The sequence below is a fragment of the Nocardia sp. 149-1B genome, from assembly GCF_057747975.1.
Genome location: NZ_CM173233.1, coordinates 4,311,433 through 4,334,420, shown reverse-complemented (window position 1 = coordinate 4,334,420; position 22,988 = coordinate 4,311,433). Strand labels below are relative to the sequence as shown.

The window sequence follows — 22,988 nt, the reverse complement described above, 5'->3', positions numbered from 1 at the left end:
GTGAGGTGACCGATCGGCCACCGCGTTCGAGGCTAGGCCACGATCCACGGGTGGTCGACGCTCCTCAGGGCCGGCGGCGGCCGCGCAGCGCCAGGCCCGCGGCGACGGTGCCGCTCGCCGCCCCGGCGAGCCCGCCCGCCAGGATTCCGGCGCGCAGGGCCTTGCGGCCGGTCCGGTAGTCGCGGATGCGCCAGCCCTGCTCGCGTGCGTAGGCCCGCAGCCGGGCGTCCGGGTTGATCGCGCACGGGTCGCCGACCATGGTCAGCATCGGCAGGTCGTTGAAGGAGTCGGAGTACGCCGAGCAGCGGTGCAGGTCGAGCCCCTCGCGAGCGGCCAGCGCGCGCACCGCCTCGCCCTTGGCCGGTCCGTGCAGGAGGTCGCCGACCAGGCGGCCGGTGTAGACGCCGTCGACGTGCTCGGCCACCGTGCCGAGCGCGCCGGTGAGCCCGAGCCGCCGGGCGATGATCTGGGCGATCTCGATCGGCGCCGCGGTGACCAGCCAGACCCGCTGTCCCTCGTCGAGGTGCATCTGCGCGAGTGCGCGGGTCCCCGGCCAGATGCGGTGCGCCATGGCCTCTTCGAAGATCTCCTCGGCCAGGCTCTGCACCTCCGTCACCGAGTGCCCGGCGATGAACCCGAGTGCCGAGGTGCGGGCCTCCGCGACGTGGTCGGGGTCCTCCACGCCGACGATGCGGAAGTAGGCCTGCTTCCAGGCCGCGCCGAGGAGCTCGCGGGTGGTGAAGAACTTGCGGCTGTGCAGCCCGCGGGCGAACAGGAAGATGCTCGCGCCCTGCATGATCGTGTTGTCGACGTCGAAGAAGGCGGCCGCGGCGGCGTCCTGCGGAGGGGTGAGCGCGGACTCCACCTCGGCGGCGGCGGCCGCGGCCTCGCCGGCCAGCACCGATCGCACCTGGAGGTTCCGCGGGCGGGCTCTCTTGTCGGGCGACGGGGTCACACCGGCAGGGTAGACCGCACGGCGGGTGGGGGCCGGGCTCAAGGCGGTGTGGAAGTATCCCCCCATGTCTGGCACCCGCGACATCGCCGAGCTGGTGAGCGTGGCCGCCGCCGAGCAACCCGACCGGCTGGCGATCGTCGAGGCCGGCGGTCGCAGCCTCACCTGGGGTGGGCTCGAGGACGAGGTCGGCCGGATCGCCACGGGTCTCGGCGCCCTCGGGCTAGTCGGCGGCAACCGGGTCCTGCTCGCGGTGGGCAACCGGTTGGAGTTCGTCACGACGTACCTCGGGGTGCTGCGCGCCCAGGCCGTCGCCGTCCCCGTGAACCCGCGTTCGACCCCCGGCGAGCTCGCCCGCGTGGTCGCCGACTGCGGTGCCCGGCTGCTGGTCGCGGACGCGGACACGGTCGGCGCCGTCCGGGAGGCGCTCGCGTCCCTGGAGTCGCCGCCGCTGCTGGTGGTGATCGGCGCCCCGCACCTCCCGGGCGAGCGGTCCTACGAGTCGCTGCGTGAGCTTCCGGCCCGGCCCGTGCCGCCGCTCCAGGACCCCGAGAAGCTCGCGGTGCTGCTCTACACGAGCGGTACGTCGGGCCTGCCGCGAGCCGCGATGCTCACGCACCGGGCGCTCCTCGCGAACCTCGACCAGGTCGCCCAGGTCGAGCCGCCGATGATCCACGGCGACGACGTCGTCCTGGGGGTGCTTCCGCTGTTCCACGTCTACGGGCTGAACGCGGTGCTCGGCGGGGTGCTGCGCCACCGCGCCAAGCTGGTGCTCGTGGAGCGGTTCGACCCGCACGAGACGCTCACGCTGATCGACGACGAGGCCTGCAGCGTGGTGCCGATCGCCCCGCCGGTGTTCGCCTACTGGCAGGACGAGGAGCACCTCGTCGAGCACCTGGGCCCGGTCCGCCTGGTGCTGTCCGGGTCCGCGCCACTGGCCCCCGAGCAGGTGGAGCGGTTCACCGGCCGCACCGGGATCCCGGTGCACCAGGGCTACGGCCTGACCGAGGCGGCACCGGTCGTCACCAGCACGCTGTGCAGCGCCGCCCTGCCCGTCGGGTCGGTCGGGGCCGCGTTGCCGGGTGTCGAGCTGCGGCTCGTCGACGAGTCCGGTCGCCCGCCCGAGGGCGATGACCCCGGTGAGATCCAGGTGCGCGGCGCCAACCTGTTCAGCGGGTACTGGCCCGACGGTGCCGACGGCCCGGACGCCGATGGTTGGTGGTCCACCGGCGACGTGGGGTTCCTCGACCCGGCCGGTGACCTCTTCCTCGTCGACCGGATCAAGGACCTGGTGATCGTGTCCGGCTTCAACGTCTACCCGGTCGAGGTCGAGGAGGTGCTCACCGAGGTCGAGGGTGTCGCGGAGGCGGCGGTCATCGGCGTCGAGGACCCGGTGACCGGCGAGGCCGTCGTCGCCTACGTCCGCGCGCCCGGCGCCGACCCGGCGGCGATCGAGGAGGCCGTGCGCGCGCACTGCGACCACCGGCTCGCCCGCTTCAAGCGACCCACGCGCATCGAGGTCGTCGACGCGCTTCCCAAGACCGGCACCGGCAAGGTCCAGAAGGGCCGGCTGCGTGGCATCGAGCGCCGCCGCACCCTGGGGCTGCTGGAGTGAGCGGTCCACGGGTCACCCTCTACTCCCGGGCCAGCTGTCACCTGTGCGACGTGGCCCGCGAGGTGATCGAGCGGGTCTGCGCCGACCTCGGTGAGCAGTACGCCGAGGTCGACATCGACGCCGACCCGCAGCTGCGCGAACGGTTCACCGACGAGGTCCCGGTGACCTTCGTGGACGGCCGCCAGCACGACTTCTGGCGGGTCGACGAGGCCCGGCTGCGCGCGGCACTCGCGCCCTCCTGACGACGCCGTCCCCGCAGACCGGGCCGAGGTGGGCCATCTCACAGGCGCCTGTCACCGGCGGTGAGACGCCGTCGTCCCGGTTTGTTCTCGCGTTCACAAACTCCTACAGTGAACGAGCCGCCGGGTGCGAGGACGGGGTCGTCCCGCAGTGCCCGACGACGGCCCTGCCCCATGGCGTTGGAGACGAGAGCAGTGACCGCACGGACCTCCCCCGAGAGCTCCCGGGACATCCCCGAAGCGACCGTCGCGCGACTCCCCGTCTACCTCCGGGCGCTCGTCACGCTGTCCGAGCAGGGCACCGCGACCTGCTCCAGCGAGGAGCTCGCCGTCGCCGCCGGCGTCAACAGCGCGAAGCTGCGCAAGGACCTCTCCTACCTCGGCAGCTACGGCACCCGTGGCGTGGGCTACGACGTCGACTACCTGCGCTACCAGATCGCCCGCGAGATCGGCGTCACCCAGGACTGGCCGGTCGTGATCGTCGGCATCGGCAACCTCGGGCAGGCCCTGGCCAACTACTCCGGCTTCCGCAGCCGCGGCTTCCGGGTGGTGGCGCTCCTCGACGCCGACCCCGCCCGCCACGAGGCCGTGGTCGCGGGCATCGACGTACGCCCCTTCGACCACCTCGAGCGGATCGCCCGCGACCACGACGTCGCGATCGGGGTGATCGCGACCCCGGCGGTCGCGGCCCAGGACGTCGCCGACCGGATGGTCGCCTGCGGCATCACGAGCATCTTGAACTTCGCCCCGACCGTGCTGAACGTCCCGGCCGAGGTCGACGTGCGCAAGGTCGACCTGTCCATCGAGCTGCAGATCCTCGCCTACCACGAGCAGCGCAAGACCCAGGGGGCCGCCACCGCATGAGCGTCCTGGTCGTGGGCATCTCCCACAAGTCCGCGCCCGTCGCGCTGCTCGAGCAGCTCGCGCTCGACGCGCCCGCGCTGCACAAGCTCATCGACGACGTCGCCGCCAGCGAGCACGTCACCGAGGCCACGGTGATCGCGACCTGCAACCGCCTGGAGATCTACGCCGAGGTGGACCGGTTCCACGGCAGCGTCGAGGAGGTCTCGAGGCTGGTGATCGACCGGGCCGGCGAGAGCACCGAGGCGATGCTCCGGCACCTGTACGTCCACTACGACGACGGCGCCGTCTCCCACCTGTTCCAGGTGGTGGCCGGTCTGGACTCGATGGCGATCGGCGAGGCCCAGATCCTCGGCCAGACCCGGGCCGCGCTCAGCACGGGCCAGGAGATCGGCACCGTCGGGCCGTCGCTGAACCTGCTGTTCCAGCAGGCCCTGCGGGTCGGCAAGCGCGCCCGCGCGGAGACCGGCATCGACCGGGCCGCCCCGTCGCTGGTGACCGCCGCGCTCGACCGCAGCCGCGCCGCTGTCGGCGACCTGTCCGGCAAGCGGGTGCTCGTGGTCGGTGCCGGCTCGATGGCCGGGCTCGCGACCGCGACGGTGGCCGGCCGCGGCGCCGCGAGCATCACGGTCGTCAACCGCACCTCCGGCTCCGCCGACCGCTTGGCCCAGGAGTACGGCGCCCGCGCCGCGGCGCTCGACGACCTGGTCGCCGAGCTGTCCGTCGCCGACGTGGTCGTGTCCTGCACGGGCGCGGCCGGCATCCTGATCACCCGCGACATGGTCGCCGCCGCCACCGCCGACGGACGCGAGGTCGCGATCCTCGACCTGGCGCTGCCCCACGACGTCGACCCGGCGGCCACCGACCTGCCGGGCGTCACCCTGGTCAACCTCGCCGACCTGGCCGACGAGCTGCGCGACTCCGAGGCGGGCCAGGAGGTCGAGGCGGTCCGCGACATCGTGACCCAGGAGGTCGCGGCGTTCCTCACCGCCCGCCGCCAGGCGAGCGTCACCCCCACGGTCGTCGCGCTCCGGTCGATGGCGACCTCGGTCGTGGACGCCGAGATGGAGCGGCTGATGAGCCGCCTGCCGGACCTCGACGACGCCGCCCGTGCCGAGGTCCTGCACACCGTGCGCCGGGTCGCCGACAAGCTGCTGCACCAGCCGACGGTGCGGGTGCGTGAGCTGGCCAACGAGACAGGCGCGGTGTCCTACGCCGCCGCGCTGGCCGAGCTCTTCGCGCTGCACCAGGACGCCGTCGACGCCGTCACCCGGCCCGAGGGGCTCGCATGAGCGCCCCCCTGAGCACCCCCCGGAGCACCGCCGTGATCCGGGTCGGCACCCGAGCGTCCGTGCTCGCCACCACCCAGTCGAGCCTGGTCGCCGACCGGATCCGTGCTGCCCTGGGTCGCGAGGTCGAGCTGGTGGAGGTGTCCACCGAGGGCGACCGCAGCCAGGCCGCAGGCACGCCCCTGCAGGGAGCGGCGAGCACCGGTGTCTTCGTGACCGCGCTGCGCGAGGCCCTGCTGCGCGGCGACGTCGACGTCGCGGTCCACTCCCTCAAGGACCTCCCGACCTACCCGGCAGCGGGTATCACGCTGGCCGCCGTACCCACCCGTGAGGACCCGCGCGACGTCGTCGTGGCCCGCGACGGGCTCACGCTCGGCGAGCTGCCGGTCGGCAGCAAGGTCGGCACGGGCTCCCCGCGGCGTGCGGCGCAGCTCCACGCGCTCGGCCTCGGTTTGGACGTCGTCGCCATCCGTGGCAACGTCGACACCCGGATCGGCAAGGTCCGCTCGGGGGAGTACGACGCGGTGATCCTGGCGCGAGCCGGGCTGGCCCGCATCGGACGCCTCGACGAGCTGACCGAGGTGCTCGACCCGCTCCAGATGCTCCCCGCCCCCGGGCAGGGTGCCCTGGCGGTGGAGTGCCGCGCCGACGACGACCTGGTCGTCGACGTCGCGGCGATCCTGGACGATCCGCGGACTCGGGCCGCGGTCTCGGCCGAACGAGCGGTGCTCGCGACGCTCGAAGGCGGGTGCTCCGCGCCGATCGGGGCGCTCGCGGAGATCGTCGAGGGCGAGCATGACGAAGAGCTCTGGGTGAGATCAGTGGCGCTCTCACTCGACGGGGGGCTCGCGGTGCGGAGGTCCGCAGCGGGAGACCCCACCGATGCCGTCGGCGTCGGGACCCGGCTGGCGCAGGAGATGCTCGACGACGGGGCCGGACGACTGGCGGATCCCGACATGAACACAGCAGACAAGGTGCAGAACGCATGACGCGAGGCAAGACCACCACCGCCACCGGCTCGGGAACCACCCGAGGCTGGGTGTCGTTCGTCGGCAGCGGCCCGGGTGACCCCGGACTGCTGACCGTGCGCGCTGTGGACCTGCTCCAGCAGGCCGACGTCGTCGTGACCGAGGTGCCCGACCACGCGGCCCTGGTCCGCACGGTGCTCGGCCTCCCCGCGGACGCCGAGGCCGTCGACGGCGAGGGCCCTGAGGGCTCCGGGGCCGGTGGCCCCGAGCTGGTCGACGGTGGCTTCGGCGAGGACGGCCAGCCGCTGACCCACGCCGCCCGCGCCAAGGTCGTGGTGCGCCAGGCCAAGCGCGGCCTGCGGGTCGTGCGGCTGATGGCCGGTGACCCGTTCCTCTACGCATCGGGGCCCGAGGAGGCCCAGGCGTGCGTGAAAGCCGGCGTGGGCTTCGAGATCGTCCCCGGCGTCTCGTCGGTCAGCGCCGTCCCGGCGTACGCCGGCATCCCGCTCACCACCAAGGACAGCCGCGAGGTCGCGGTCGTGACCTGCGGCGAGCGCGTCGACTGGAGCCAGTACGCCGACACCCGCACCCTCGTGCTGCTCTCCGCCGTCGGGCAGATCGCCGACATCAGCAAGGCCCTGGTCGCCGCGGGCCGCTCGCCGCAGACCCCCGTCGCGATGACCCGGGTCGGCACGACCACCGAGCAGGTCACCGTCACCTCGACGCTCGAGCGCATCGGCGCCGACGCCCGCGCCGCCCGGATGACGCCGCCGGCCATCACCGTGGTCGGCGACGTGGTCGACCTGCGCGACACCCTGTCCTGGTTCGAGACCAAGCCGCTCTTCGGCTGGCGGGTCCTGGTGCCCCGCACCAAGGAGCAGGCCGGGTCGGTCTCGACTCGCCTGCGTGGCTACGGCGCCGTGCCCGACGAGGTGCCGACGATCTCCGTCGAGCCGCCCCGCAACCCCCTGCAGATGGACAAGGCCGTCCGCGGCCTCGTCGAGGGCCGCTACGAGTGGATCGCGTTCACCTCGGTCAACGCCGTGCGGGCCGTGCGCGAGAAGTTCGAGGAGTACGGCCTCGACGCCCGCGCGTTCTCCGGCCTCAAGATCGCCGCAGTCGGCGACAAGACCGCCCAGGCCATCGCGGCCTGGGGGCTGCGGGCCGACCTGATGCCCTCCGGTGAGCAGTCCGCCGCCGGGCTCCTGGCCGACTGGCCGGAGTACGACGAGCTCCTCGACCCGATCAACCGGGTCTTCCTGCCCCGCGCCGACATCGCCACCGAGAACCTCGTGGCGGGGCTCGTCGACCTCGGCTGGGAGTGCGACGACGTGACGGCGTACCGCACCGTCCGCGCGGCCCCGCCGCCGGCGCCCACCCGTGACGCGATCAAGACCGGCAAGTTCGACGCGGTGGTCTTCACCTCCTCCTCGACGGTGCGCAACCTGGTCGGCATCGCTGGCAAGCCGCACCCCTCGACGATCATCGCCGTGATCGGTCCCGCGACCGCCAAGACCGCCGAGGAGCACGGCCTGCGGGTCGACGTGCTGGCCGCCAAGCCCGACGTCGACGCGCTGGTCGACGCGCTCGCCGACTTCGGTGCGTCGCGCCGGATCGCGATGGTGGAGGCCGGCCAGCCGGTGACGAAGCCCTCGGACCGCAAGCCCTCGGGCCGGCGCAAGACGACGTCGGCTCGGTGAGCTGCAGCGATGACTGACGCGCCGCGGCCGTCCGGTCCGACCATCCGGCCCCGCCGGCTGCGGACCACGGCCGCGCTGCGGCGGATGGTCGCCGAGACCTCGCTCGAGGCTCGTCAGCTGGTGCTGCCGGTGTTCGTCCGCGAAGGCCTCGACGAGCCGCGGCCCATCTCGTCGATGCCCGGCGTGGTCCAGCACAGCCGGTCCTCGCTCCGCGCCGCCGTGTCCGAGGCTGCCGAGCTGGGTCTGGGCGGCGTGATGCTCTTCGGCATCCCTGAGACCAAGGACGCGACCGGGTCCGGCGCGATCGACCCGGGCGGCATCCTCAACCTCGCGATCGCCGACGTCGTCGGCGAGGTCGGCGACGCGCTGACCGTGATGAGCGACCTGTGCCTCGACGAGTTCACCGACCACGGCCACTGCGGGGTGCTGACCCCCGACGGGCGGGTCGACAACGACCGGACCCTGGGCCTGTACGCCGAGATGGCGCTCGCCCAGGCCGACGCGGGTGTCGACATGGTCGGTCCGAGCGGCATGATGGACGGCCAGGTCGCGGTGGTCCGCCAGGCGCTGGACGCCGGCGACCACACCGACGTCTCGATCCTCGCCTACTCCGCGAAGTACGCCTCCGCGTTCTTCGGCCCGTTCCGCGAGGCCGTCGACTCCTCGCTCCAGGGTGATCGCCGGACCTACCAGCAGGACCCCGCCAACGGCCGCGAGGGCGTCCGCGAGGCACTGCTCGACGTGGAGCAGGGCGCGGACATCGTGATGGTCAAGCCCGCCCTCGCCTACCTCGACGTGCTGCGGCAGGTCCGTGACGCCGTCGACGTTCCGGTCGCGGCGTACAACATCTCCGGCGAGTACGCGATGCTCGAGGCCGCCGCCGCGAACGGCTGGATCGACCGCGAGGCGGCCATCCTCGAGACGCTCATCTCGATCCGCCGGGCCGGCGCCGACATCGTGCTGACGTACTGGGCCGCCGAGGTCGCGCGGATCCTGGCGCGCTGAGCTTCCCGGCAGCGTTGAGCTATGGAGGCCACGGGAATCTCACTGGGTCTCGAGACGCCGGTCGCGAGCTCGTTCCTCGCTCGCGCGGCTCCTCGACCTGGCGCCGATCGTGAGCCCGAGCAAGCTCGGGCTCACGCGCTCACCTAGTGCGTGTAGGCGTAGACGCACTTGTCGAACGGGTCGTCGCTCTTGAGGATGTTGTCGATGTAGCCCTCGAGCGTGCACTGCACGATCGCCTGGGCCTGGGACAGGATCGCGTCGACCGGGGGGATCGAGGTCGAGGGCAGCGGAGGCAGGCTCGGGACCGGCAGGTGGATGCCGCCACCGCCGCCACCGCCGGTGGGCACGCCCGGGTTGGCGGGCTGGGTCGGCTGCGTGGAGGGCTGCTCGGTGGGCTGCGGCGTGGGCTCGCCGGGACCGGAGGTCTGGGTCGCGTGGGGGTGTCCGTGGTGCTTGGTGGGCCCGCTCTTGACGGGCTGGGACTGCGCGGGCACGAGGTAGCCGGCCGAGGTGGTGCCGTTGGGCACCGAGGTGAACTCACCGTCGAGGTAGGCGTTCATGATCGACAAGACGAGGTCGACGTACGACGAGCTGTGGTTGTAGCGGTAGACCGCGCCTCGCTGGCCGGCCGAGGTGGACAGGTCGTCGTTGCCGGAGCAGAGGTAGACGGCGGTGGCGAGCGCCGCGTCGTTGATGTCCTGGGGGTTGCGCTGGCCGTCACCGTCGGCGTCGACCCCGACGACCGACCAGGTCGAGGGGATGAACTGCATCGGGCCGATGGCCCGGTCGAACCGTGCGTCGGCGTCGTACTGACCCGCGTCGGTGTCGGCGACCTTGCTGGTGCCGTGGGTGCCGTCGAGGGCCGGGCCGTAGATGCCGGGCCGCGCGACGCCCTGGGCGTCCAGGGTGTTGCCGTTGGTGCGGCCGTGGTCGGACTCGACCCGCCCGATGGCCGCGATCAGCTGCCAGGAGAGGTGGCAGCTCTTGTCGGCGGCGTTGATGACGGTCTCGGCGCGCTGGTAGGCCGCCAGGGCGGCGGACGGGATGCCGGAGGTCGAGGCCGTCGAGACGACCTGCTGGACGTTGCCGTGGATGCCCGGCGCCACGCCGCCGGCGGTCGAGACGCTGGCCGGGGCCGTGATGACCTGCGTCGGGACGCTGGACCCGTCGGGGAGCGTCGCGTCGGGCTGGGTCTCGGCGCTCGCGGTCGCGGTGCTCGCGCCGACGCCGGCGATGCTGGCGGTCCAGGCGGCGGACAGCAGCGCCAGCGGCACCAGCGCCATGGCCTTCTGGGCGCGTCCGAGACGCGCCGTGGACCCGGAAGTCGTCCTGTTCGTCGACAGGAAAGTCGGCATCGTGGTTCTCTCCCTGTTTCCCTCGCCCGGTGCTCCCTCAAGCGCCCGCGGTGTCCCCTCCAACGAGTGGCGTCACACACAGTTACGGTACGTCGTCCCCCCGGCGCCGTGCCGTTCCCCGTGGAAACGGTCATTCCCCCGGGCCATGACGGTGAAACACGTTCCTGCGATCTTGGTGACCCGCGTCACGCGACCGTTCCCGCGGTGGCGGACCTCGGCGCGGGGCGGTTGGCGGTCTCGGGGACAATGACCCGGTGACCGTCGGCGACCCGCTCCCCACCACCGCGTCCAGCAGGCTCTTCGAGCGTGCCCGGGCGGTGACGCCGGGAGGCGTGAACTCACCGGTCCGGGCCTTCAACGCGGTCGGTGGCACCCCGCGGTTCATCCGCTCGGCCAGCGGCGCGTGGCTCACCGACGTCGACGGCAACCAGTACGTCGACCTGATCTGCTCGTGGGGACCGATGCTGCTCGGCCACGCCCACCCCGAGGTGCTGGCCGCCGTCACCGCCGCGGTCGCCCGCGGCACGTCGTACGGCGCCCCCACGGAGCCCGAGGTCGAGCTGGCCGAGGAGATCGTCGCGCGCACGCCGGTCGACCGGGTCCGGTTCGTCTCCTCGGGCACCGAGGCCACGATGTCGGCGATCCGGCTGGCCCGCGGCTTCACCGGCCGCGACGTGGTCGTGAAGTTCGCCGGCTGCTACCACGGGCACGTCGACTCGCTGCTCGCGTCGGCCGGCTCGGGCCTCGCGACGTTCGCGGTGCCGGGCACCCCCGGGGTCCCCGAGTCCTCGACCGCGCTGACGCTGGTGCTGCCCTACAACGACCGCGCGGCGGTCGAGAAGGTCTTCGCCGAGCACGGCGACCGGATCGCCTGCCTGATCACCGAGGCCGCCCCGGGCAACATGGGCGTCGTCCCCCCGCAGCCCGGGTTCAACGCCTTCCTCGCCGAGACCTGCACGCGCCACGGTGCGCTGTTCGTCAGCGACGAGGTGATGACCGGGTTCCGCGCCTCCGCCCAGGGACACTGGGGCCTCGACGGTGCCGCAGAGGGCTGGCGACCCGACCTGATGACGTTCGGCAAGGTGATGGGTGGCGGCTTCCCGGCCGCGGCGTTCGGTGGCCGCGCCGACGTGATGTCGCGGCTCGCACCGGAAGGGCCCGTCTACCAAGCCGGCACGCTGTCGGGCAACCCGATCGCCACCACCGCCGGCCTGGCCACCCTGCGGCTGGCGACCGACGAGGTCTACGCCCACATCGGCGTCGCCGCCGACACGATCAAGACCGCGGCCTCGGACGCGCTCAGCAAGGCCGGCGTCGAGCACGTTGTGCAGTCCGCCGGCACGATGTTCTCGGTGTTCTTCGCCGGGGGACCGGTCCGCGACTTCGAGGACGCCTCCCTCACCGACGGCACGGCGTACGCCGCGTTCTTCCACGCGATGCTCGACCAGGGGGTCTACCTCCCGCCGTCGGCCTACGAGGCGTGGTTCCTCTCCTCCGCCCATGACGACCGCGCGGTGCAGACCGTGCTCGACGCCCTGCCCGCCGCCGCCCATGCCGCGGCCGCGGCCCAGCAGTAGGAGCCCCTCCCGTGAGTCAGACACCCGACACGATCGTCCACCTGCTGCGCCACGGCGAGGTGTACAACCCCGAGGGCGTCCTCTACGGACGCCGCGACGGCTTCCACCTCTCCGACCTCGGCGTGCAGATGGCCGAGAGGGTCGCCGCCACGATCCAGGACCGCGACATCGTGCACCTGCGGTCCTCGCCGCTCGAGCGGGCCCAGGAGACGATCCGGCCCCTCGCCACCGCACGCGGGCTCGACGTCCTCATCGACGAGCGCGTCATCGAGTCGACGAACAAGTTCGAGGGCAAGCGCTTCGCGGGCGGTGAGAACGCCCTGCGTGACCCGCGCACCTGGGCGATGCTCTGGAACCCGCTGCGGCCCTCGTGGGGCGAGCCCTACAAGCAGGTCGTGGCCCGGATGATGGCCGCCGTCCACGATGCCCGCGAGGCGGCCCGTGGCCACGAGGCCGTGGTCGTCTCCCACCAGCTGCCGATCTGGATCACCCGGCTCGCCGCGGAGAAGCGCTCGTTCCTCCACGACCCGCGCAAGCGCCAGTGCACGCTCTGCTCGCTCACCTCGTTCCACTTCGTCGGCGACCGGCTCGCCCAGGTGAGCTACTCCGAGCCCGCGGGCGACCTGATCCCGGTGAAGGACAAGTCGGCGCCGTTCTCGGCCGGCGGAGCCCCCGAGCAGCGCAGGCCCTGACGTGCGGATGAGGCTGATCCTCGGCACGCTCCTCGTCGGCGTGCTGTCGCTGACGGGCTGTACGTCGCTGGGGTCCACCGGCGACAAGGGCTGGATCAGCGACGACGGGAGCGTGCGGATCATCGACGCCGCCGACCGCGGTGACCCCATCGACTTCTCGGGCGAGACCCTCACCGGGGAGCAGGTCACCTCCGACGACTACCGCGGCAAGGTCCTCGTGGTGAACAAGTGGTGGTCGGGCTGCGGTCCGTGCCGCGCGGAGATGCCGATGCTCGCCGACGCGTCGAAGCAGCTGTCGTCCGAAGCGGCCTTCCTCGGTGTCAACATCCGCGACCCCAGCGCCGAGCAGGGGCTCGCGTTCATGCGCGGAGTCGGGGCCGACTACCCCTCGATCTGGGACGTCAAGGGCACGACGATGCTCGCCTTCGCCCACCAGGTCCCGATGGTGGCCCTGCCGGCCACGGTCGTGCTGGACGCCGAGGGCCGGGTGGCTGCGGTGATCTCGGGGGCGATCCCCTCGAAGCAGACCCTGGTCGACGTGGTGGACGAGGTCGCCAAGGAGACCACCGATGGGTGACTGGTTCCGCGAGACGGCGTTCTCCGGCTCACTGGTCCTCGCCGTACCCGTGGCGCTGGTCGCCGGGCTCGTCTCGTTCTTCTCCCCGTGCGTGCTCCCGCTGCTGCCCGGCTACCTCTCCTACGCCACCGGTCTCTCGGGGGCCGACCTGGCCAACGGCGTCGCCGGCACCCGCCGCGGCCGCATGCTGCTCGGGTCCGTCCTGTTCGTGCTGGGTTTCGCGACGGTCTTCGTGATCCTCGGATCGGCCTCCGGCGCCCTCGGCTCGTGGCTCGTGGAGTGGGAGAGCCGGCTGACGGTCGTCCTGGGTGTCGTGATGGTGGTGCTCGGGCTGGCGTTCGCCGGCTGGGTCCCGATGATGCAGCGTGACTGGCGCATCCACCAGGTACCCGCGGTCGGCCTGGGCGCTGCGCCGCTGCTCGGGTTCTTGTTCGGCCTGGGCTGGGCTCCGTGCACCGGGCCGACGCTGGGCGCGATCCTCACGCTCTCCATCACCGAGTCGACGGTCGGCCGGGGTGCGTTCCTGGCGGGCATCTACGCCCTGGGGCTCGGCATCCCGTTCATCCTCGCCGGCCTCGCCTACGAGAAGGCGCTCTCCGCCGTCGGGTGGGTACGCCGCCACCAGGCCTGGGTGATGCGCGCCGGCGGACTGATGCTCGTCGCCGTCGGCGTGCTCCTCCTGACCGGCTGGTGGGACCAGGCTGTGACCTGGCTGCAGATCCACCTCGTCAACTCCTCGGAGACGGCTCTATGAGCACCCGGACCTCGCTCTCCACCCGGCCACCCGAGGACGACCGGCGTCCCGGCGAGCTCAACTTCCGCGAGCTGTTGCGCTGGGTGTGGCGCCAGCTGACCTCGATGCGCACCGCGCTGATCCTGCTGCTGCTGCTCGCGCTGGCGGCCGTGCCGGGGTCGATCATCCCGCAGGAGGGGGTCGACTCCCTCAAGACCTCCAACTGGCAGGCCGACCACACCAAGCTCACGCCGATCTACGACCGGCTCGGCCTCTTCTCGGTCTACGACTCCCCGTGGTTCTCCGCGATCTACCTGCTGCTGATGGTCTCGCTCGTCGGCTGCATCGTGCCCCGCACCTGGCACTACTGGCGCGGCATCTGGGCCAAGCCTCCGACCGCGCCCCGCAACCTCACCCGGCTGCCCGACCACGCGACGTACCCCACCGAGGCGGAGCCGAGCGCGGTCCTGCAACGCGCCGAGGCCGTGCTCCGGCGGCGCCGCTACCGGCTCACGGTCGAGGGGGACGCGGTCTCGGCCGAGCGCGGCTACCTACGCGAGGCCGGCAACCTGGTCTTCCACCTCGCGGTCGTCGTGGTGCTCGTGGGGTTCGCGATGGGCGGCCTGCTCGGCTACAAGGGCGGGGTGATCCTGCTTGTCGGCGACAAGTACGGCTTCTCCAACACCCCGGACCAGTACGACCAGTTCAACCCGGGCAGCCTCTTCAGCGCCGACCGCATGGAGCCGTTCACGTTCTCGATCGACGACTTCTCCTGGGACGTCTACCCCGACGGCCCGCGTGCGGGGATGTCGCGGGGCTTCCAGTCGCAGCTGACCTACCGATCCTCGCTCGACGCGCCCGAGAAGTCCTACGACCTCAAGGTCAACCACCCGCTGAGCATCGGGAGCACCGAGGTCTTCCTGATCGGCCACGGCTACGCGCCGGTGATCACGATCCGCGACGGCAAGGGCCAGGTCGTCACCACCGGGCCGACGGTGTTCCTGCCCACCGACCAGACCCTCCAGTCGATCGGCGTGGTCAAGGCACCCGACGCGAAGCCCACCCAGATCGGCCTGGAGGGCGAGTTCTACCCGACCGTCGCGTTCTCGAAGCAGACCGGAAGCTACTTCTCCGTGCTGAGCAAGCCGGCGGACCCGATGGTGTCGATGCTCGTCTACACCGGCGATCTCGGACTCGACAACGGCGCCGCACAGTCGATCTACGCCCTCGACAAGAGCAAGATGACGATGCTGAAGAAGGCCAACGGCGCGCCGTACCGCATCGACCTGCGCCCCGGGCAGAAGGTCGTCCTGCCGAACGGGCTCGGCACGGTCAGCTTCGACGGCCTGGAGCAGTGGAACAAGATCCAGATCAGCCAGACCCCCGGCAAGTGGCTTGCCCTCGGCGGGGTGGTGCTGGCGCTGATCGGCCTGCTCGGGTCGCTGTTCATCCGTCCACGACGTGTCTGGGTTCGCGCTCGTCATGGCGAGGACGGCACACTGGTCGAGGTGGCCGCGCTCGACCGGTCCGGTGGCGGCGACGTCGCGGCCCTGGTGGACGAGCTCGTGAAGGTCCTGCAGCAGCAACCGGAGGAGAAGCGTTGACCGACGTGCAGTGGGAGAGCCTGAGCAACTGGGCGGTCGCGGCCTGCGGGACCGTCTACTTCCTCGCGCTGCTGGTCCACCTCGCCGAGTGGGCCTCGCTGCGCAAGGTCCCGGTCGCCGTCGGCGCCGCGTCCGTGGCGTCCCTCGACATCCCCGGCGGCGTCGCGCTCGCGACCGGTCCGGGTGAGGAGGAGGACGGGCAGCTGCGACGTTCGGAGTTCCTCGGACGGCTGGGCTACCTGCTCACCGGACTCGCCGTCCTGGTCCACCTCGTGGGCCTCGTCGGTCGCGGCATGGCCGCGGACCCCAACCGGGTGCCGTGGGGGAACATGTACGAGTTCACCCTGACCGGCACCTTCGTCGTGGCCGCACTGTACGTCGCGCTCTACGCACGGATGCGGCTGGCGTGGATGGCGCCGATCGTGCTCGCGTTCGTGCTCACCGTGCTCATGGTGGCCGTCATCTGGCTGTACTCCCCGGTCGCCCCGCTCACCGAGGCGCTGTCGTCGTACTGGCTGGTGATCCACGTGGTCTCCGCGATCATCGCCACCGGCGCGTTCACGCTCGGCGGCATCACCTCCGCGCTCTACCTGGTCAAGGAGCGGGCGCCCGAGCGGGACTCCGGCTACGTCGCCCGGCTGCCCAAGCCCGAGGTGCTCGACCGGGTGTCCTACCGGCTGCACGCGTTCGGGTTCCCGGTGTGGACCTTCGCCGTGCTGATCACCGGCCCGATCTGGGCACACCAGGCCTGGTCGTCGTACTGGAACTGGGACCCCAAGGAGGTGTGGGCGTTCATCACGTGGGTGGTCTACGCGGCGTACCTCCACGCGCGCACCACCGCCGGCTGGAAGGGCCGCAACGCCGCGATCCTCGCCCTGGTCGGCGTCGGCACGCTGTGGTTCAACTTCATCGGGATCAACTACTTCTCGACCACCAGCCAGCATTCCTACGCCAGCGGCGCGCCGGCGTTCGTGACCGGTGAGAGCCTCCAGCGCTAGCCATCGAGTCGGCGCCAACTGCCCGCTGAAGGGCGCCGAGTCGGCGCGTCTGCACGCTGTGGGGTGGCGAGTCGGCGCGTCTGCACGCTGTGGGGTGGCGAGTCGGCGCGTCTGCACGCTGTGGGGTGGCGAGTCGGCGCGTCTGCACGCTGTGGGGTGCCGAGTCGGCGCGTCTGCACGCTGTGGGGTGGCGAGTCGGCGCGTCTGCACGCCGGCAACCCGCCGAGGTCGGGGCCGCCTCTCGCTTGCCGGCCTTGGGGTGATCGCCGAGTCGGCGCAAGCCGCCTCGACTCCTGTCCGGAGCGCGCCCCGACGCCTCGCGCCGGGGACCTACTCCGGGTCCTCGGGCTGGCGGCGCTTGCGGTCGAGGTCGCGCAGGAAGTCGGGGTCGTCGTCGGGGCCCATGACTCGCGGCGGAGGCTGCTGACGGCGCGGGGCAGGAGCAATGCCGCGGCGCTGGATCACCCGCACGGTGTAGTACACGGCGATCGCGATCAGGATCACGATCAGCAGGAGCTTGAGCACCCCTCCAGGGTAGGCGGTGGTTGGTCACGCCTACGCTGGATCCGTGAAGGAGTTCTGGATCTACACCGGCCTGCGGTTGCTGCTCTTCATCGGGTCGCTCGGGCTCATCGTCGGGGTGTGGCTGCTGGTGGCCGACTCGGTGCCGATCCTGTGGGCGATCGTGCTGGCCTTCGTGGTCAGCGGGTTCGGCTCCTACTTCCTGCTCAACGGCCCCCGCGACGCGTTCGCGCGCCGGGTCGAGACCCGAGCCGAGCGGATGACCGCCAAGATCGAGGAGATGCGCGCCAAGGAGGACGCCGACGACGCGTGAGGCGTCCCGGCCGTCCGCGGCCGGTCAGTGCTTGGGGCGGTTGAGCCGTCGCTCGATGCGGCTCTGCGGCTGACCGAGGATCTTGGCCAGCAGCGGCACCCGGAAGCGGTAGGCCGCGATGGCCACCACGACGAGCAGCAGGATGATCCAGATCATGTCGCCAGCGTACGCCGGGGCCGGGCGCTGTCAGCCCGCGAGCGAGAGCGCGACCGCGACGCAGGCCGCCCAGGCCAGCTCGGCGAGCCCGGTGCTCTGCAACACCGGGATCAGCCCGGGACCCGTCGCCCCGCCCAGCACCGTGCGACCCGCGGGCACGGCCAGCACGAGGAACCCGAGCCCGATCAGGGCCCACCACGAGGTCGCGACGGCGACGGCGGCGACCGCAACCGCGGCGAGCGCCACCAGCAGCACGTAGAGCACCCGGGTGCGCCGGTCGCCCAGGACCACGGCCAGCGTCCGCTTCCCCGAGACCGTGTCGGTGGGGATGTCGCGCAGGTTGTTGGCCACGAGGATCGCGCAGGCAAGTGCCCCGACGCCGACCGCGGCGTAGAGAGCCGCCCACTCCCAGGTCTCCGTCTGCACGTAGGTCGTGCCGACCACCGCGACGAGCCCGAAGAAGACGAACACCATGACCTCGCCCAGGCCGAGGTAGCCGTAGGGCTTCGAGCCGCCGGTGTAGAACCACGCCGCCAGCACGCAGACGACGCCGACCGCCACCAGCCACCACGCGGTCGTCGCGGCCAGCACCAGACCCGCGACCCCGGCCACACCGAACGCCAGGAACGCCGCCCGCTTGACCGCCGCGGGAGCGGCCGCACCCGAGCCCACGAGGCGCATCGGGCCGACCCGGTCGGCGTCGGTGCCGCGGATGCCGTCGGAGTAGTCGTTGGCGTAGTTGACCGCGACCTGCAGCGCGAGGGCGACCACGAGGGCGAGCAGCGCCTTCCACCACACGAACCCGTCGACGTACGCCGCGACGCCGGTGCCGGCGAGCACGGGTGAGACGGCCGCGGGCAGGGTGCGGGGTCGCGCGCCGGCGAGCCACTGATCGGGAGTTGCCACGAAGGGAGATTCAAGCAGCCGCGCGGTCGGGGACGGGCGCGAGGTGCCGCTCGGCCGCCCGCGCGGCCGGGTGCATCGCCACGGTCGCGATCACCACGACCGCCGCGATCAGCAGCCAGCCGGTCGTGCCCCACTCCAACGCGAGGAACGTGAACGCCGCCGGAGCCCACACCTGACCCAAGGTCTCGCCGAGCTTCGCTGCCCCCTGGTACTCCCCGCGCCGGGCCGGGTCGGAGAGCTCGGACAGGAATCCCCAGCGGCCCGCGGACTGGAAGAGCTCGGCGCCGGTGACCGTCACGTGCCCGAGCCAGACCAGGGCGATCGTGGTCCAGCCCAGCGTGTCGTGGGTGACCAGGACGATCAGGCAGGAGAGCACGAAGAACGCCGCGCTGATCCGGGCCGCTCGCAGCGACGTGGCGACCGAGTTGACGCCCCGGGACGCAGGCACCTGCAGCAGCACGGCCAGCACGGTGTTCGTCCCGAACAGCCAGGCGAGCAGCACCCGCGGCGCGTCGGTCTCCTGCACCAGCCACAGCGGGATCACGATGTTGAGCAGCACCTGGTTGTTGCTGAGCACCCCGTCGAAGACGTTCAGCAGCACGAACCCCCGGTTGCGCAACGCTCCGCCGGACAGCGCCTTCTCGGCCTCCTCGCCGAGCGCGCCCCGGTCGTGGGCCGCATCGGGCAGTCGGGTGATGAAGAGCGCGTTGAGCAGCAGCACGACCGCGGTGAGCCAGGGGACCGCCCGGACCATCGTGTTGCTGTCGAAGGCCAGCGCCAGTCCGCCGAGCAGCGCGCCGAACGTGAAGCCGATGTTGAGGGCCGCGCGCATGAACGCCAGCGACCGGACCCGCTCCTCGTGCGGAAACACATCCAGCGTGTAGGCGCCTCGCCCCGACCAGCCCGCGTTGTTGACGAGCTCGAGGACGACCACCATCGCGACGTACGCCGCGAACCCGGAGATGAACGGCCACAGCAGGTACAACGCAGCCGCCGAGAACGCGCCGAGCGCCCACTGCCGCTTCGGCCCGATCCGGTCGGCGAGCTTGCCGAGCGGTACGGCGAACAGGAACGACACCCCGCCCGCGATCGTGAGCCCGAGCCCGACCTGGGCCGCGCTGAGCCCGACGATCTGGGTGAAGAACACCGCGCTGCCGGTGATGAAGGCGCCCTCGCCGGTCGCGAACAGCACCGACTGCAACGAGAGGCGACGTGCCAGCGGGGTCGGCGGCAGGAACCGCTCCAGGCGGGAGGGCACGATGGCCATCCCACCACGCACGGATACTGTCGTCGCGTGATTTCCGCGGTGCGTCCGGTCGAGGAGTGGCTGGCGGCCGAGGACCCGGCACCGTGGGTCGTGGAGACCTCCGGTTCGACCGGGACACCCAAGCGGGTCCTGCTCTCCCGGGCCGCGGTGCTCGCGTCGGTGCGCGCCTCGGCCGCCCGCCTGGGCGGGTCGGGGCAGTGGCTGCTCGCGCTGCCCGCGTCGTACGTCGCCGGGCTCCAGGTGGTCTGCCGGTCGCTGGTCGCGGGCCACGAGCCGGTGCTGCTGGACGACCACGGATCGTTCGCGGCCGCGACCGCGGCGATGGGCGATGGCGATCGCTTCGTCTCGCTCGTGCCCACGCAGCTGCACCGGTTGCTCGAGACCGACGTCAGGAGCCTGCGCGCGTTCCACACGGTGCTGCTGGGCGGGGGGCCGATCGACCCGGCCCTGCGCAGACGGGCCGCCGACGAGGGCGTCCGCGTGGTCGCGACGTACGGCTCCGCGGAGACCGCCGGCGGCTGTGTCTACGACGGCTACGCCCTCGACGGCGTCGCCGTGGCGATCGGCGCCGACGGGCGGATCCGGATCGCGGGGCCCACGCTCTTCGACGGGTACGACGGCGACCCGGGCCTGACCGCGGAGGTGCTCGCCGACGGGTGGTTCCGCACCGCCGACGCAGGACGCCTCGACGAGGACGGGCGGCTCCAGGTGCTCGGGAGGCTCGACGACATAGTGGTCACCGGCGGCGTCAACGTGCCGGCCGCCGCCGTAGCCGCCCGGCTGCGCGAGCACCCCGATGTCACCGCGGCGGAGGTGCTCGGGGTGCCGGACGAGGAGTGGGGCAACCGGGTGGTGGCGTTCGTCGTCGGCACCGTCTCCCTCGACGCGGCGCGGGACTGGGTCGCCGAGGTGCACCCGCGCTCCTGGGCGCCTCGTCAGCTGGTGCGGGTGGACGCGATCCCGCTGCTGGCCAACGGCAAGCCGGACCGGCTCACGATGAGGGGGCTCGCGTGATCGTCTACAGCCTGCCGATGCGCACCCGCTTCCGCGGCATCACCGTCCGCGAGGGCGTGCTGCTGCGCGGCCCTGCCGGATCTGGGGGGCAGGGCTGGGGCGAGTGGAGCCCCTTCCTGGAGTACGACGCCGCGGTCGCCGAGCCCTGGCTGCGCTGCGCCGAGGAGGCCGCTGCCGGTGACTGGCCCGCACCCGTGCGCGACCGGGTGCCGGTCAACGTCACCGTGCCCGCGGTTGGGCCCGACCAGGCCCACACGATCGTTCTCGCCGGGGGGTGCCGGACCGCGAAGGTCAAGGTCGCCGAACCCGGTCAGACCCTCGCCGACGACCAGGCCAGGCTCGAGGCGGTGCGCGACGCCCTCGGCCCGGACGGTCGGGTGCGCATCGACGTCAACGGGCTGTGGGACCTCGACACCGCGGTCGCCGCGATCCCGGTGCTCGACCGCGCGGCCGGCGGGCTGGAGTACGTCGAGCAGCCCTGCGCGAGCGTCGAGGACCTCGCCGCCGTACGCCGCCGCGTCGAGGTGCCGATCGCGGCTGACGAGTCGATCCGGCGGGCCGCCGATCCCTACCGGGTGCGCGACCTGGAGGCCGCGGACGTGGCCGTGCTCAAGGTGCAGCCGCTGGGCGGGGTGCGGGCCTGCCTGCGGATCGCCGAGGACATCGGCCTGCCGGTCGTGGTCTCGTCCGCGCTGGAGACCAGCGTCGGCATCGCCGCCGGCGTGGCGCTGGCCGCCGCCCTGCCCGAGCTGCCCTATGCCTGCGGACTGGCGACCGTGCAGCTGCTGGCCGCCGACGTCGTCACCGAGTCGCTGCTGCCGGTCGACGGCGAGCTGCCGGTGCGGGTGCCGCAGGTCGACGACTCCCTCGTGCGCGCCGAGCCCGACCGCGTCGCCCATTGGGAGGCCCGGCTGGCCGAGGTGCGGGCGCTGCGGGAGGATCGTCGCTCGTGACCACCTCCGCCACCGACACCGCCCGTCGGGTCCTGACCGCGCTGATCGAGGCCGGCGTGACCGAGGTCGTGGTCGCTCCGGGCTCGCGCAACGCGCCGCTCTCGTTCGCGGCGTTCGACGCCGCCACGGCGGGACTGGTCCGCCTGCACACCCGCATCGACGAGCGCAGCGCCGGGTTCCTCGCCCTCGGACTCACCAAGAACGGCAACCGCGCCGCCGTCGTCTGCACCTCCGGCACGGCGGTCGCCAACCTGCACCCGGCCGTGCTCGAGGCCGCCCACACGGGCCTCGACCTGGTCGTGGTGACCGCGGACCGGCCGGCCCGCCTGCGTGGCACCGGCGCCAACCAGACCACGGACCAGGTGGGCATCTTCGGACCGCTGGTCGTGACCCAGGACGCCACCGGGCCGTTCGACCTCATGGCCGCGGGCCCCGTCCACCTCAATGTGCCGCTCGAGGAGCCGCTCGTCCCCGCGGACCGGTGGGTGCCCGACGTGGTGCCCGGCGAGCCCCCGGGCTGGGCAGTGCCTGCCTCGCTTACCCTCCTGCCGTCGGGGCCACGCACGGTCGTCATCGCCGGCGACGACGCCGGCCCACGCGTGCGGGTGCTCGCGGAGCAGGCCGACTTCCCGCTGCTCGCGGAGCCCTCGAGTGGCTCACGGACCGGCGACCACGCGATCCGGACCTACCGGTTGCTCCTCGACGGCGACCTCGGCGACCGCGTCGAGCGGGTCCTGGTCGGCGGCCACCCGACATTGTCGCGTCCGGTGAGCCGGTTGCTGGCGCGAGACGACGTGGAGGTCGTCGACCTGGGGTCGTGGGGCGTCTGGAGCGAGCGGCCGTTCCCGGTCACGTCCCGGGTGGTCGGCGGAGCGGTGGTCGAGGGTGCGGCCGACCCCGCATGGCTCGAGGAGTGGCGGGCGGCCGACCGGTCGGTGTCCGCCCAGCTCGACGCGCTGCTCGCGGCCGAGCCCGAGCTGACGCCGCACGAGGTCGCCGGCGCCGTCGCACGCGCCCTTCCGGCCGGGGGTCTGCTGGTGGTCGGTGCGTCCAGCCCGATCCGCGACCTCGACCTGATGGTGCCCCGCTACGACGTGGGCGCGCGGCGCAAGGTCGTCGCCAACCGCGGACTCGCCGGCATCGACGGCACGATCTCGACGGCGGTCGGGGCCGCCCTCGGCCGGCCGCGCAGCACCCGGGCGCTCGCGCTCATGGGTGACGTGACGTTCCTCCACGACGCGGGCGGGCTGGTGATCGGCCCCGGCGAGGCGGTCCCCGATCTCACGATCGTGGTCGTCAACGACGACGGCGGGTCGATCTTCGCGATGCTGGAGCAGGGTGCGGCCGACTACTCCGATCAGTACGACCGGCTCTTCGGCACCCCGCACCACGTCGACCTGGCCAGCCTCTGCGCCGCGACCCGCACGCCGCACTGGCGGGTCGACTCGCTGGCCGAGCTCGAGCACGCCCTCGCCTCGCCCGCGGGCGGCATCGAGGTCATCGAGGCCGTCGTACGCCGCGACAACCGCCGCGACCTCGACCTCCGGATCCGGGCACTGCGTCCCTGACCGCGTCTGGCGTGTCGGCTGCGCCGCCACGCCGGCCGCGGTGGTCGCTCTGGGGCCTGTTGTTTCGACGTCGTGGTTGCGGTAGGCGGGGAGGGGTCGAGTCGGCGCGTCTTGCCCGCTGCGA

At 72.6% G+C, this 22,988-nt stretch carries 23 protein-coding genes; 17 read left to right on the top strand and 6 right to left on the bottom strand.

Annotated features, from left to right (window positions below; genetic code table 11):
• Positions 1-64: 64 nt before the first annotated feature.
• On the bottom strand, positions 65-955 hold the full coding sequence (locus AC3ANS_RS20680; RefSeq protein WP_488293454.1) for an HAD family hydrolase: 891 nt from the start codon (positions 953-955) through the stop codon (positions 65-67).
• A gap of 64 nt (positions 956-1,019) precedes the next feature.
• On the opposite strand from AC3ANS_RS20680, the gene AC3ANS_RS20675 reads away from it, so the two are divergent.
• The 7 genes from AC3ANS_RS20675 (at position 1,020) to hemB (ending at position 8,629) form a co-directional block, all read left to right on the top strand.
• Positions 1,020-2,567 carry a class I adenylate-forming enzyme family protein gene (locus AC3ANS_RS20675; RefSeq protein WP_488293453.1) on the top strand — a complete coding sequence of 516 codons (1,548 nt, stop codon included), beginning with the start codon at positions 1,020-1,022 and terminating at the stop codon, positions 2,565-2,567.
• On the top strand, positions 2,564-2,809 hold the full coding sequence (locus AC3ANS_RS20670) for a glutaredoxin family protein (RefSeq protein WP_488293452.1): 246 nt from the start codon (positions 2,564-2,566) through the stop codon (positions 2,807-2,809). The genes AC3ANS_RS20675 and AC3ANS_RS20670 overlap by 4 nt, the downstream gene beginning before the upstream one ends.
• 192 nt (positions 2,810-3,001) lie before the next feature.
• Positions 3,002-3,670: a redox-sensing transcriptional repressor Rex gene (locus tag AC3ANS_RS20665; protein ID WP_488293451.1), complete on the top strand. Its 669-nt coding sequence runs from the start codon at positions 3,002-3,004 to the stop codon at positions 3,668-3,670.
• On the top strand, positions 3,667-4,959 hold the full coding sequence (locus AC3ANS_RS20660) for a glutamyl-tRNA reductase (protein WP_488293450.1): 1,293 nt from the start codon (positions 3,667-3,669) through the stop codon (positions 4,957-4,959). Before AC3ANS_RS20665 ends, AC3ANS_RS20660 begins: the two co-directional genes overlap by 4 nt.
• 32 nt (positions 4,960-4,991) lie before the next feature.
• Positions 4,992-5,945 (top strand): hydroxymethylbilane synthase, encoded by a 954-nt coding sequence (gene hemC / locus AC3ANS_RS20655; protein WP_488296539.1) that lies wholly within the window; start codon positions 4,992-4,994, stop codon positions 5,943-5,945.
• Positions 5,942-7,624 (top strand): bifunctional uroporphyrinogen-III C-methyltransferase/uroporphyrinogen-III synthase, encoded by a 1,683-nt coding sequence (locus tag AC3ANS_RS20650; RefSeq protein WP_488293449.1) that lies wholly within the window; start codon positions 5,942-5,944, stop codon positions 7,622-7,624. Before hemC ends, AC3ANS_RS20650 begins: the two co-directional genes overlap by 4 nt.
• A gap of 9 nt (positions 7,625-7,633) precedes the next feature.
• Positions 7,634-8,629, top strand: a complete 996-nt coding sequence (gene hemB, locus AC3ANS_RS20645; protein WP_488293448.1) for a porphobilinogen synthase — start codon at positions 7,634-7,636, stop codon at positions 8,627-8,629.
• Between the two features lie 143 nt (positions 8,630-8,772).
• Here the strand turns inward: hemB and AC3ANS_RS20640 are convergent, their stop codons facing one another.
• Entirely contained in the window at positions 8,773-9,912 is a 1,140-nt protein-coding gene (locus tag AC3ANS_RS20640; RefSeq protein ID WP_488293447.1) for a lytic transglycosylase domain-containing protein, read from the bottom strand.
• 326 nt (positions 9,913-10,238) lie between these two features.
• Here AC3ANS_RS20640 and hemL point away from each other — a divergent pair, with 326 nt between their 5' ends.
• The 6 genes from hemL to ccsB are packed head-to-tail and all read left to right on the top strand — an operon-like array spanning position 10,239 to position 16,165.
• On the top strand, positions 10,239-11,561 hold the full coding sequence (hemL, locus tag AC3ANS_RS20635) for a glutamate-1-semialdehyde 2,1-aminomutase (RefSeq protein ID WP_488293446.1): 1,323 nt from the start codon (positions 10,239-10,241) through the stop codon (positions 11,559-11,561).
• 11 nt (positions 11,562-11,572) lie between these two features.
• The gene (locus tag AC3ANS_RS20630) at positions 11,573-12,253 is read left to right on the top strand and encodes a histidine phosphatase family protein (protein ID WP_488293445.1); all 681 of its coding nucleotides are present in this window, start codon (positions 11,573-11,575) and stop codon (positions 12,251-12,253) included.
• 7 nt (positions 12,254-12,260) lie between these two features.
• Positions 12,261-12,830 carry a TlpA disulfide reductase family protein gene (locus AC3ANS_RS20625; RefSeq protein ID WP_488293444.1) on the top strand — a complete coding sequence of 190 codons (570 nt, stop codon included), beginning with the start codon at positions 12,261-12,263 and terminating at the stop codon, positions 12,828-12,830.
• Positions 12,823-13,584, top strand: a complete 762-nt coding sequence (locus AC3ANS_RS20620) for a cytochrome c biogenesis CcdA family protein (protein ID WP_488293443.1) — start codon at positions 12,823-12,825, stop codon at positions 13,582-13,584. The genes AC3ANS_RS20625 and AC3ANS_RS20620 overlap by 8 nt, the downstream gene beginning before the upstream one ends.
• A complete protein-coding gene (gene resB / locus AC3ANS_RS20615) occupies positions 13,581-15,167 on the top strand; it encodes a cytochrome c biogenesis protein ResB (protein WP_488293442.1) in 1,587 nt (528 codons plus the stop codon). The genes AC3ANS_RS20620 and resB overlap by 4 nt, the downstream gene beginning before the upstream one ends.
• A 5-nt stretch (positions 15,168-15,172) precedes the next feature.
• The gene (ccsB, locus tag AC3ANS_RS20610; RefSeq protein ID WP_488296538.1) at positions 15,173-16,165 is read left to right on the top strand and encodes a c-type cytochrome biogenesis protein CcsB; all 993 of its coding nucleotides are present in this window, start codon (positions 15,173-15,175) and stop codon (positions 16,163-16,165) included.
• 330 nt (positions 16,166-16,495) lie between these two features.
• On the opposite strand, the gene AC3ANS_RS20605 is transcribed toward ccsB, so the two are convergent.
• On the bottom strand, positions 16,496-16,690 hold the full coding sequence (locus AC3ANS_RS20605; protein WP_488293441.1) for a hypothetical protein: 195 nt from the start codon (positions 16,688-16,690) through the stop codon (positions 16,496-16,498).
• 43 nt (positions 16,691-16,733) lie between these two features.
• On the opposite strand from AC3ANS_RS20605, the gene AC3ANS_RS20600 reads away from it, so the two are divergent.
• Positions 16,734-17,000 carry a DUF4229 domain-containing protein gene (locus AC3ANS_RS20600; protein ID WP_488293440.1) on the top strand — a complete coding sequence of 89 codons (267 nt, stop codon included), beginning with the start codon at positions 16,734-16,736 and terminating at the stop codon, positions 16,998-17,000.
• 24 nt (positions 17,001-17,024) lie between these two features.
• On the opposite strand, the gene AC3ANS_RS20595 is transcribed toward AC3ANS_RS20600, so the two are convergent.
• From AC3ANS_RS20595 to AC3ANS_RS20585, 3 genes are read right to left on the bottom strand one after another with little or no spacing between them, the layout of a single operon-like run.
• Positions 17,025-17,156, bottom strand: a complete 132-nt coding sequence (locus tag AC3ANS_RS20595) for a hypothetical protein (RefSeq protein ID WP_488293439.1) — start codon at positions 17,154-17,156, stop codon at positions 17,025-17,027.
• A gap of 30 nt (positions 17,157-17,186) precedes the next feature.
• Positions 17,187-18,062 carry a 1,4-dihydroxy-2-naphthoate polyprenyltransferase gene (locus AC3ANS_RS20590; RefSeq protein ID WP_488293438.1) on the bottom strand — a complete coding sequence of 292 codons (876 nt, stop codon included), beginning with the start codon at positions 18,060-18,062 and terminating at the stop codon, positions 17,187-17,189.
• A gap of 10 nt (positions 18,063-18,072) precedes the next feature.
• Positions 18,073-19,320: an MFS transporter gene (locus AC3ANS_RS20585; protein WP_488293437.1), complete on the bottom strand. Its 1,248-nt coding sequence runs from the start codon at positions 19,318-19,320 to the stop codon at positions 18,073-18,075.
• Positions 19,321-19,356: 36 nt separating this feature from the next.
• Here AC3ANS_RS20585 and AC3ANS_RS20580 point away from each other — a divergent pair, with 36 nt between their 5' ends.
• From AC3ANS_RS20580 to menD, 3 genes are read left to right on the top strand one after another with little or no spacing between them, the layout of a single operon-like run.
• A complete protein-coding gene (locus AC3ANS_RS20580; RefSeq protein ID WP_488293436.1) occupies positions 19,357-20,343 on the top strand; it encodes an AMP-binding protein in 987 nt (328 codons plus the stop codon).
• Positions 20,340-21,296 carry an o-succinylbenzoate synthase gene (locus AC3ANS_RS20575; protein ID WP_488293435.1) on the top strand — a complete coding sequence of 319 codons (957 nt, stop codon included), beginning with the start codon at positions 20,340-20,342 and terminating at the stop codon, positions 21,294-21,296. The genes AC3ANS_RS20580 and AC3ANS_RS20575 overlap by 4 nt, the downstream gene beginning before the upstream one ends.
• Positions 21,293-22,864 (top strand): 2-succinyl-5-enolpyruvyl-6-hydroxy-3-cyclohexene-1-carboxylic-acid synthase, encoded by a 1,572-nt coding sequence (gene menD, locus AC3ANS_RS20570; RefSeq protein ID WP_488293434.1) that lies wholly within the window; start codon positions 21,293-21,295, stop codon positions 22,862-22,864. The genes AC3ANS_RS20575 and menD overlap by 4 nt, the downstream gene beginning before the upstream one ends.
• Positions 22,865-22,988: the final 124 nt, after the last annotated feature.

Excerpts from the sequence above, each read along its gene's own strand:
- AC3ANS_RS20675 (WP_488293453.1), top strand. The coding sequence starts at position 1,020 with ATGTCTGGCACCCGCGACATCGCCGAGCTGGTGAGCGTGGCCGCCGCC.
- AC3ANS_RS20660 (WP_488293450.1), top strand. The coding sequence starts at position 3,667 with ATGAGCGTCCTGGTCGTGGGCATCTCCCACAAGTCCGCGCCCGTCGCG.
- AC3ANS_RS20650 (WP_488293449.1), top strand. The coding sequence starts at position 5,942 with ATGACGCGAGGCAAGACCACCACCGCCACCGGCTCGGGAACCACCCGA.
- hemB (WP_488293448.1), top strand. The coding sequence starts at position 7,634 with ATGACTGACGCGCCGCGGCCGTCCGGTCCGACCATCCGGCCCCGCCGG.
- AC3ANS_RS20640 (WP_488293447.1), bottom strand. The coding sequence starts at position 9,912 with ATGGCGCTGGTGCCGCTGGCGCTGCTGTCCGCCGCCTGGACCGCCAGC.
- AC3ANS_RS20625 (WP_488293444.1), top strand. The coding sequence starts at position 12,261 with ATGAGGCTGATCCTCGGCACGCTCCTCGTCGGCGTGCTGTCGCTGACG.
- AC3ANS_RS20620 (WP_488293443.1), top strand. The coding sequence starts at position 12,823 with ATGGGTGACTGGTTCCGCGAGACGGCGTTCTCCGGCTCACTGGTCCTC.
- resB (WP_488293442.1), top strand. The coding sequence starts at position 13,581 with ATGAGCACCCGGACCTCGCTCTCCACCCGGCCACCCGAGGACGACCGG.
- AC3ANS_RS20595 (WP_488293439.1), bottom strand. The coding sequence starts at position 17,156 with ATGATCTGGATCATCCTGCTGCTCGTCGTGGTGGCCATCGCGGCCTAC.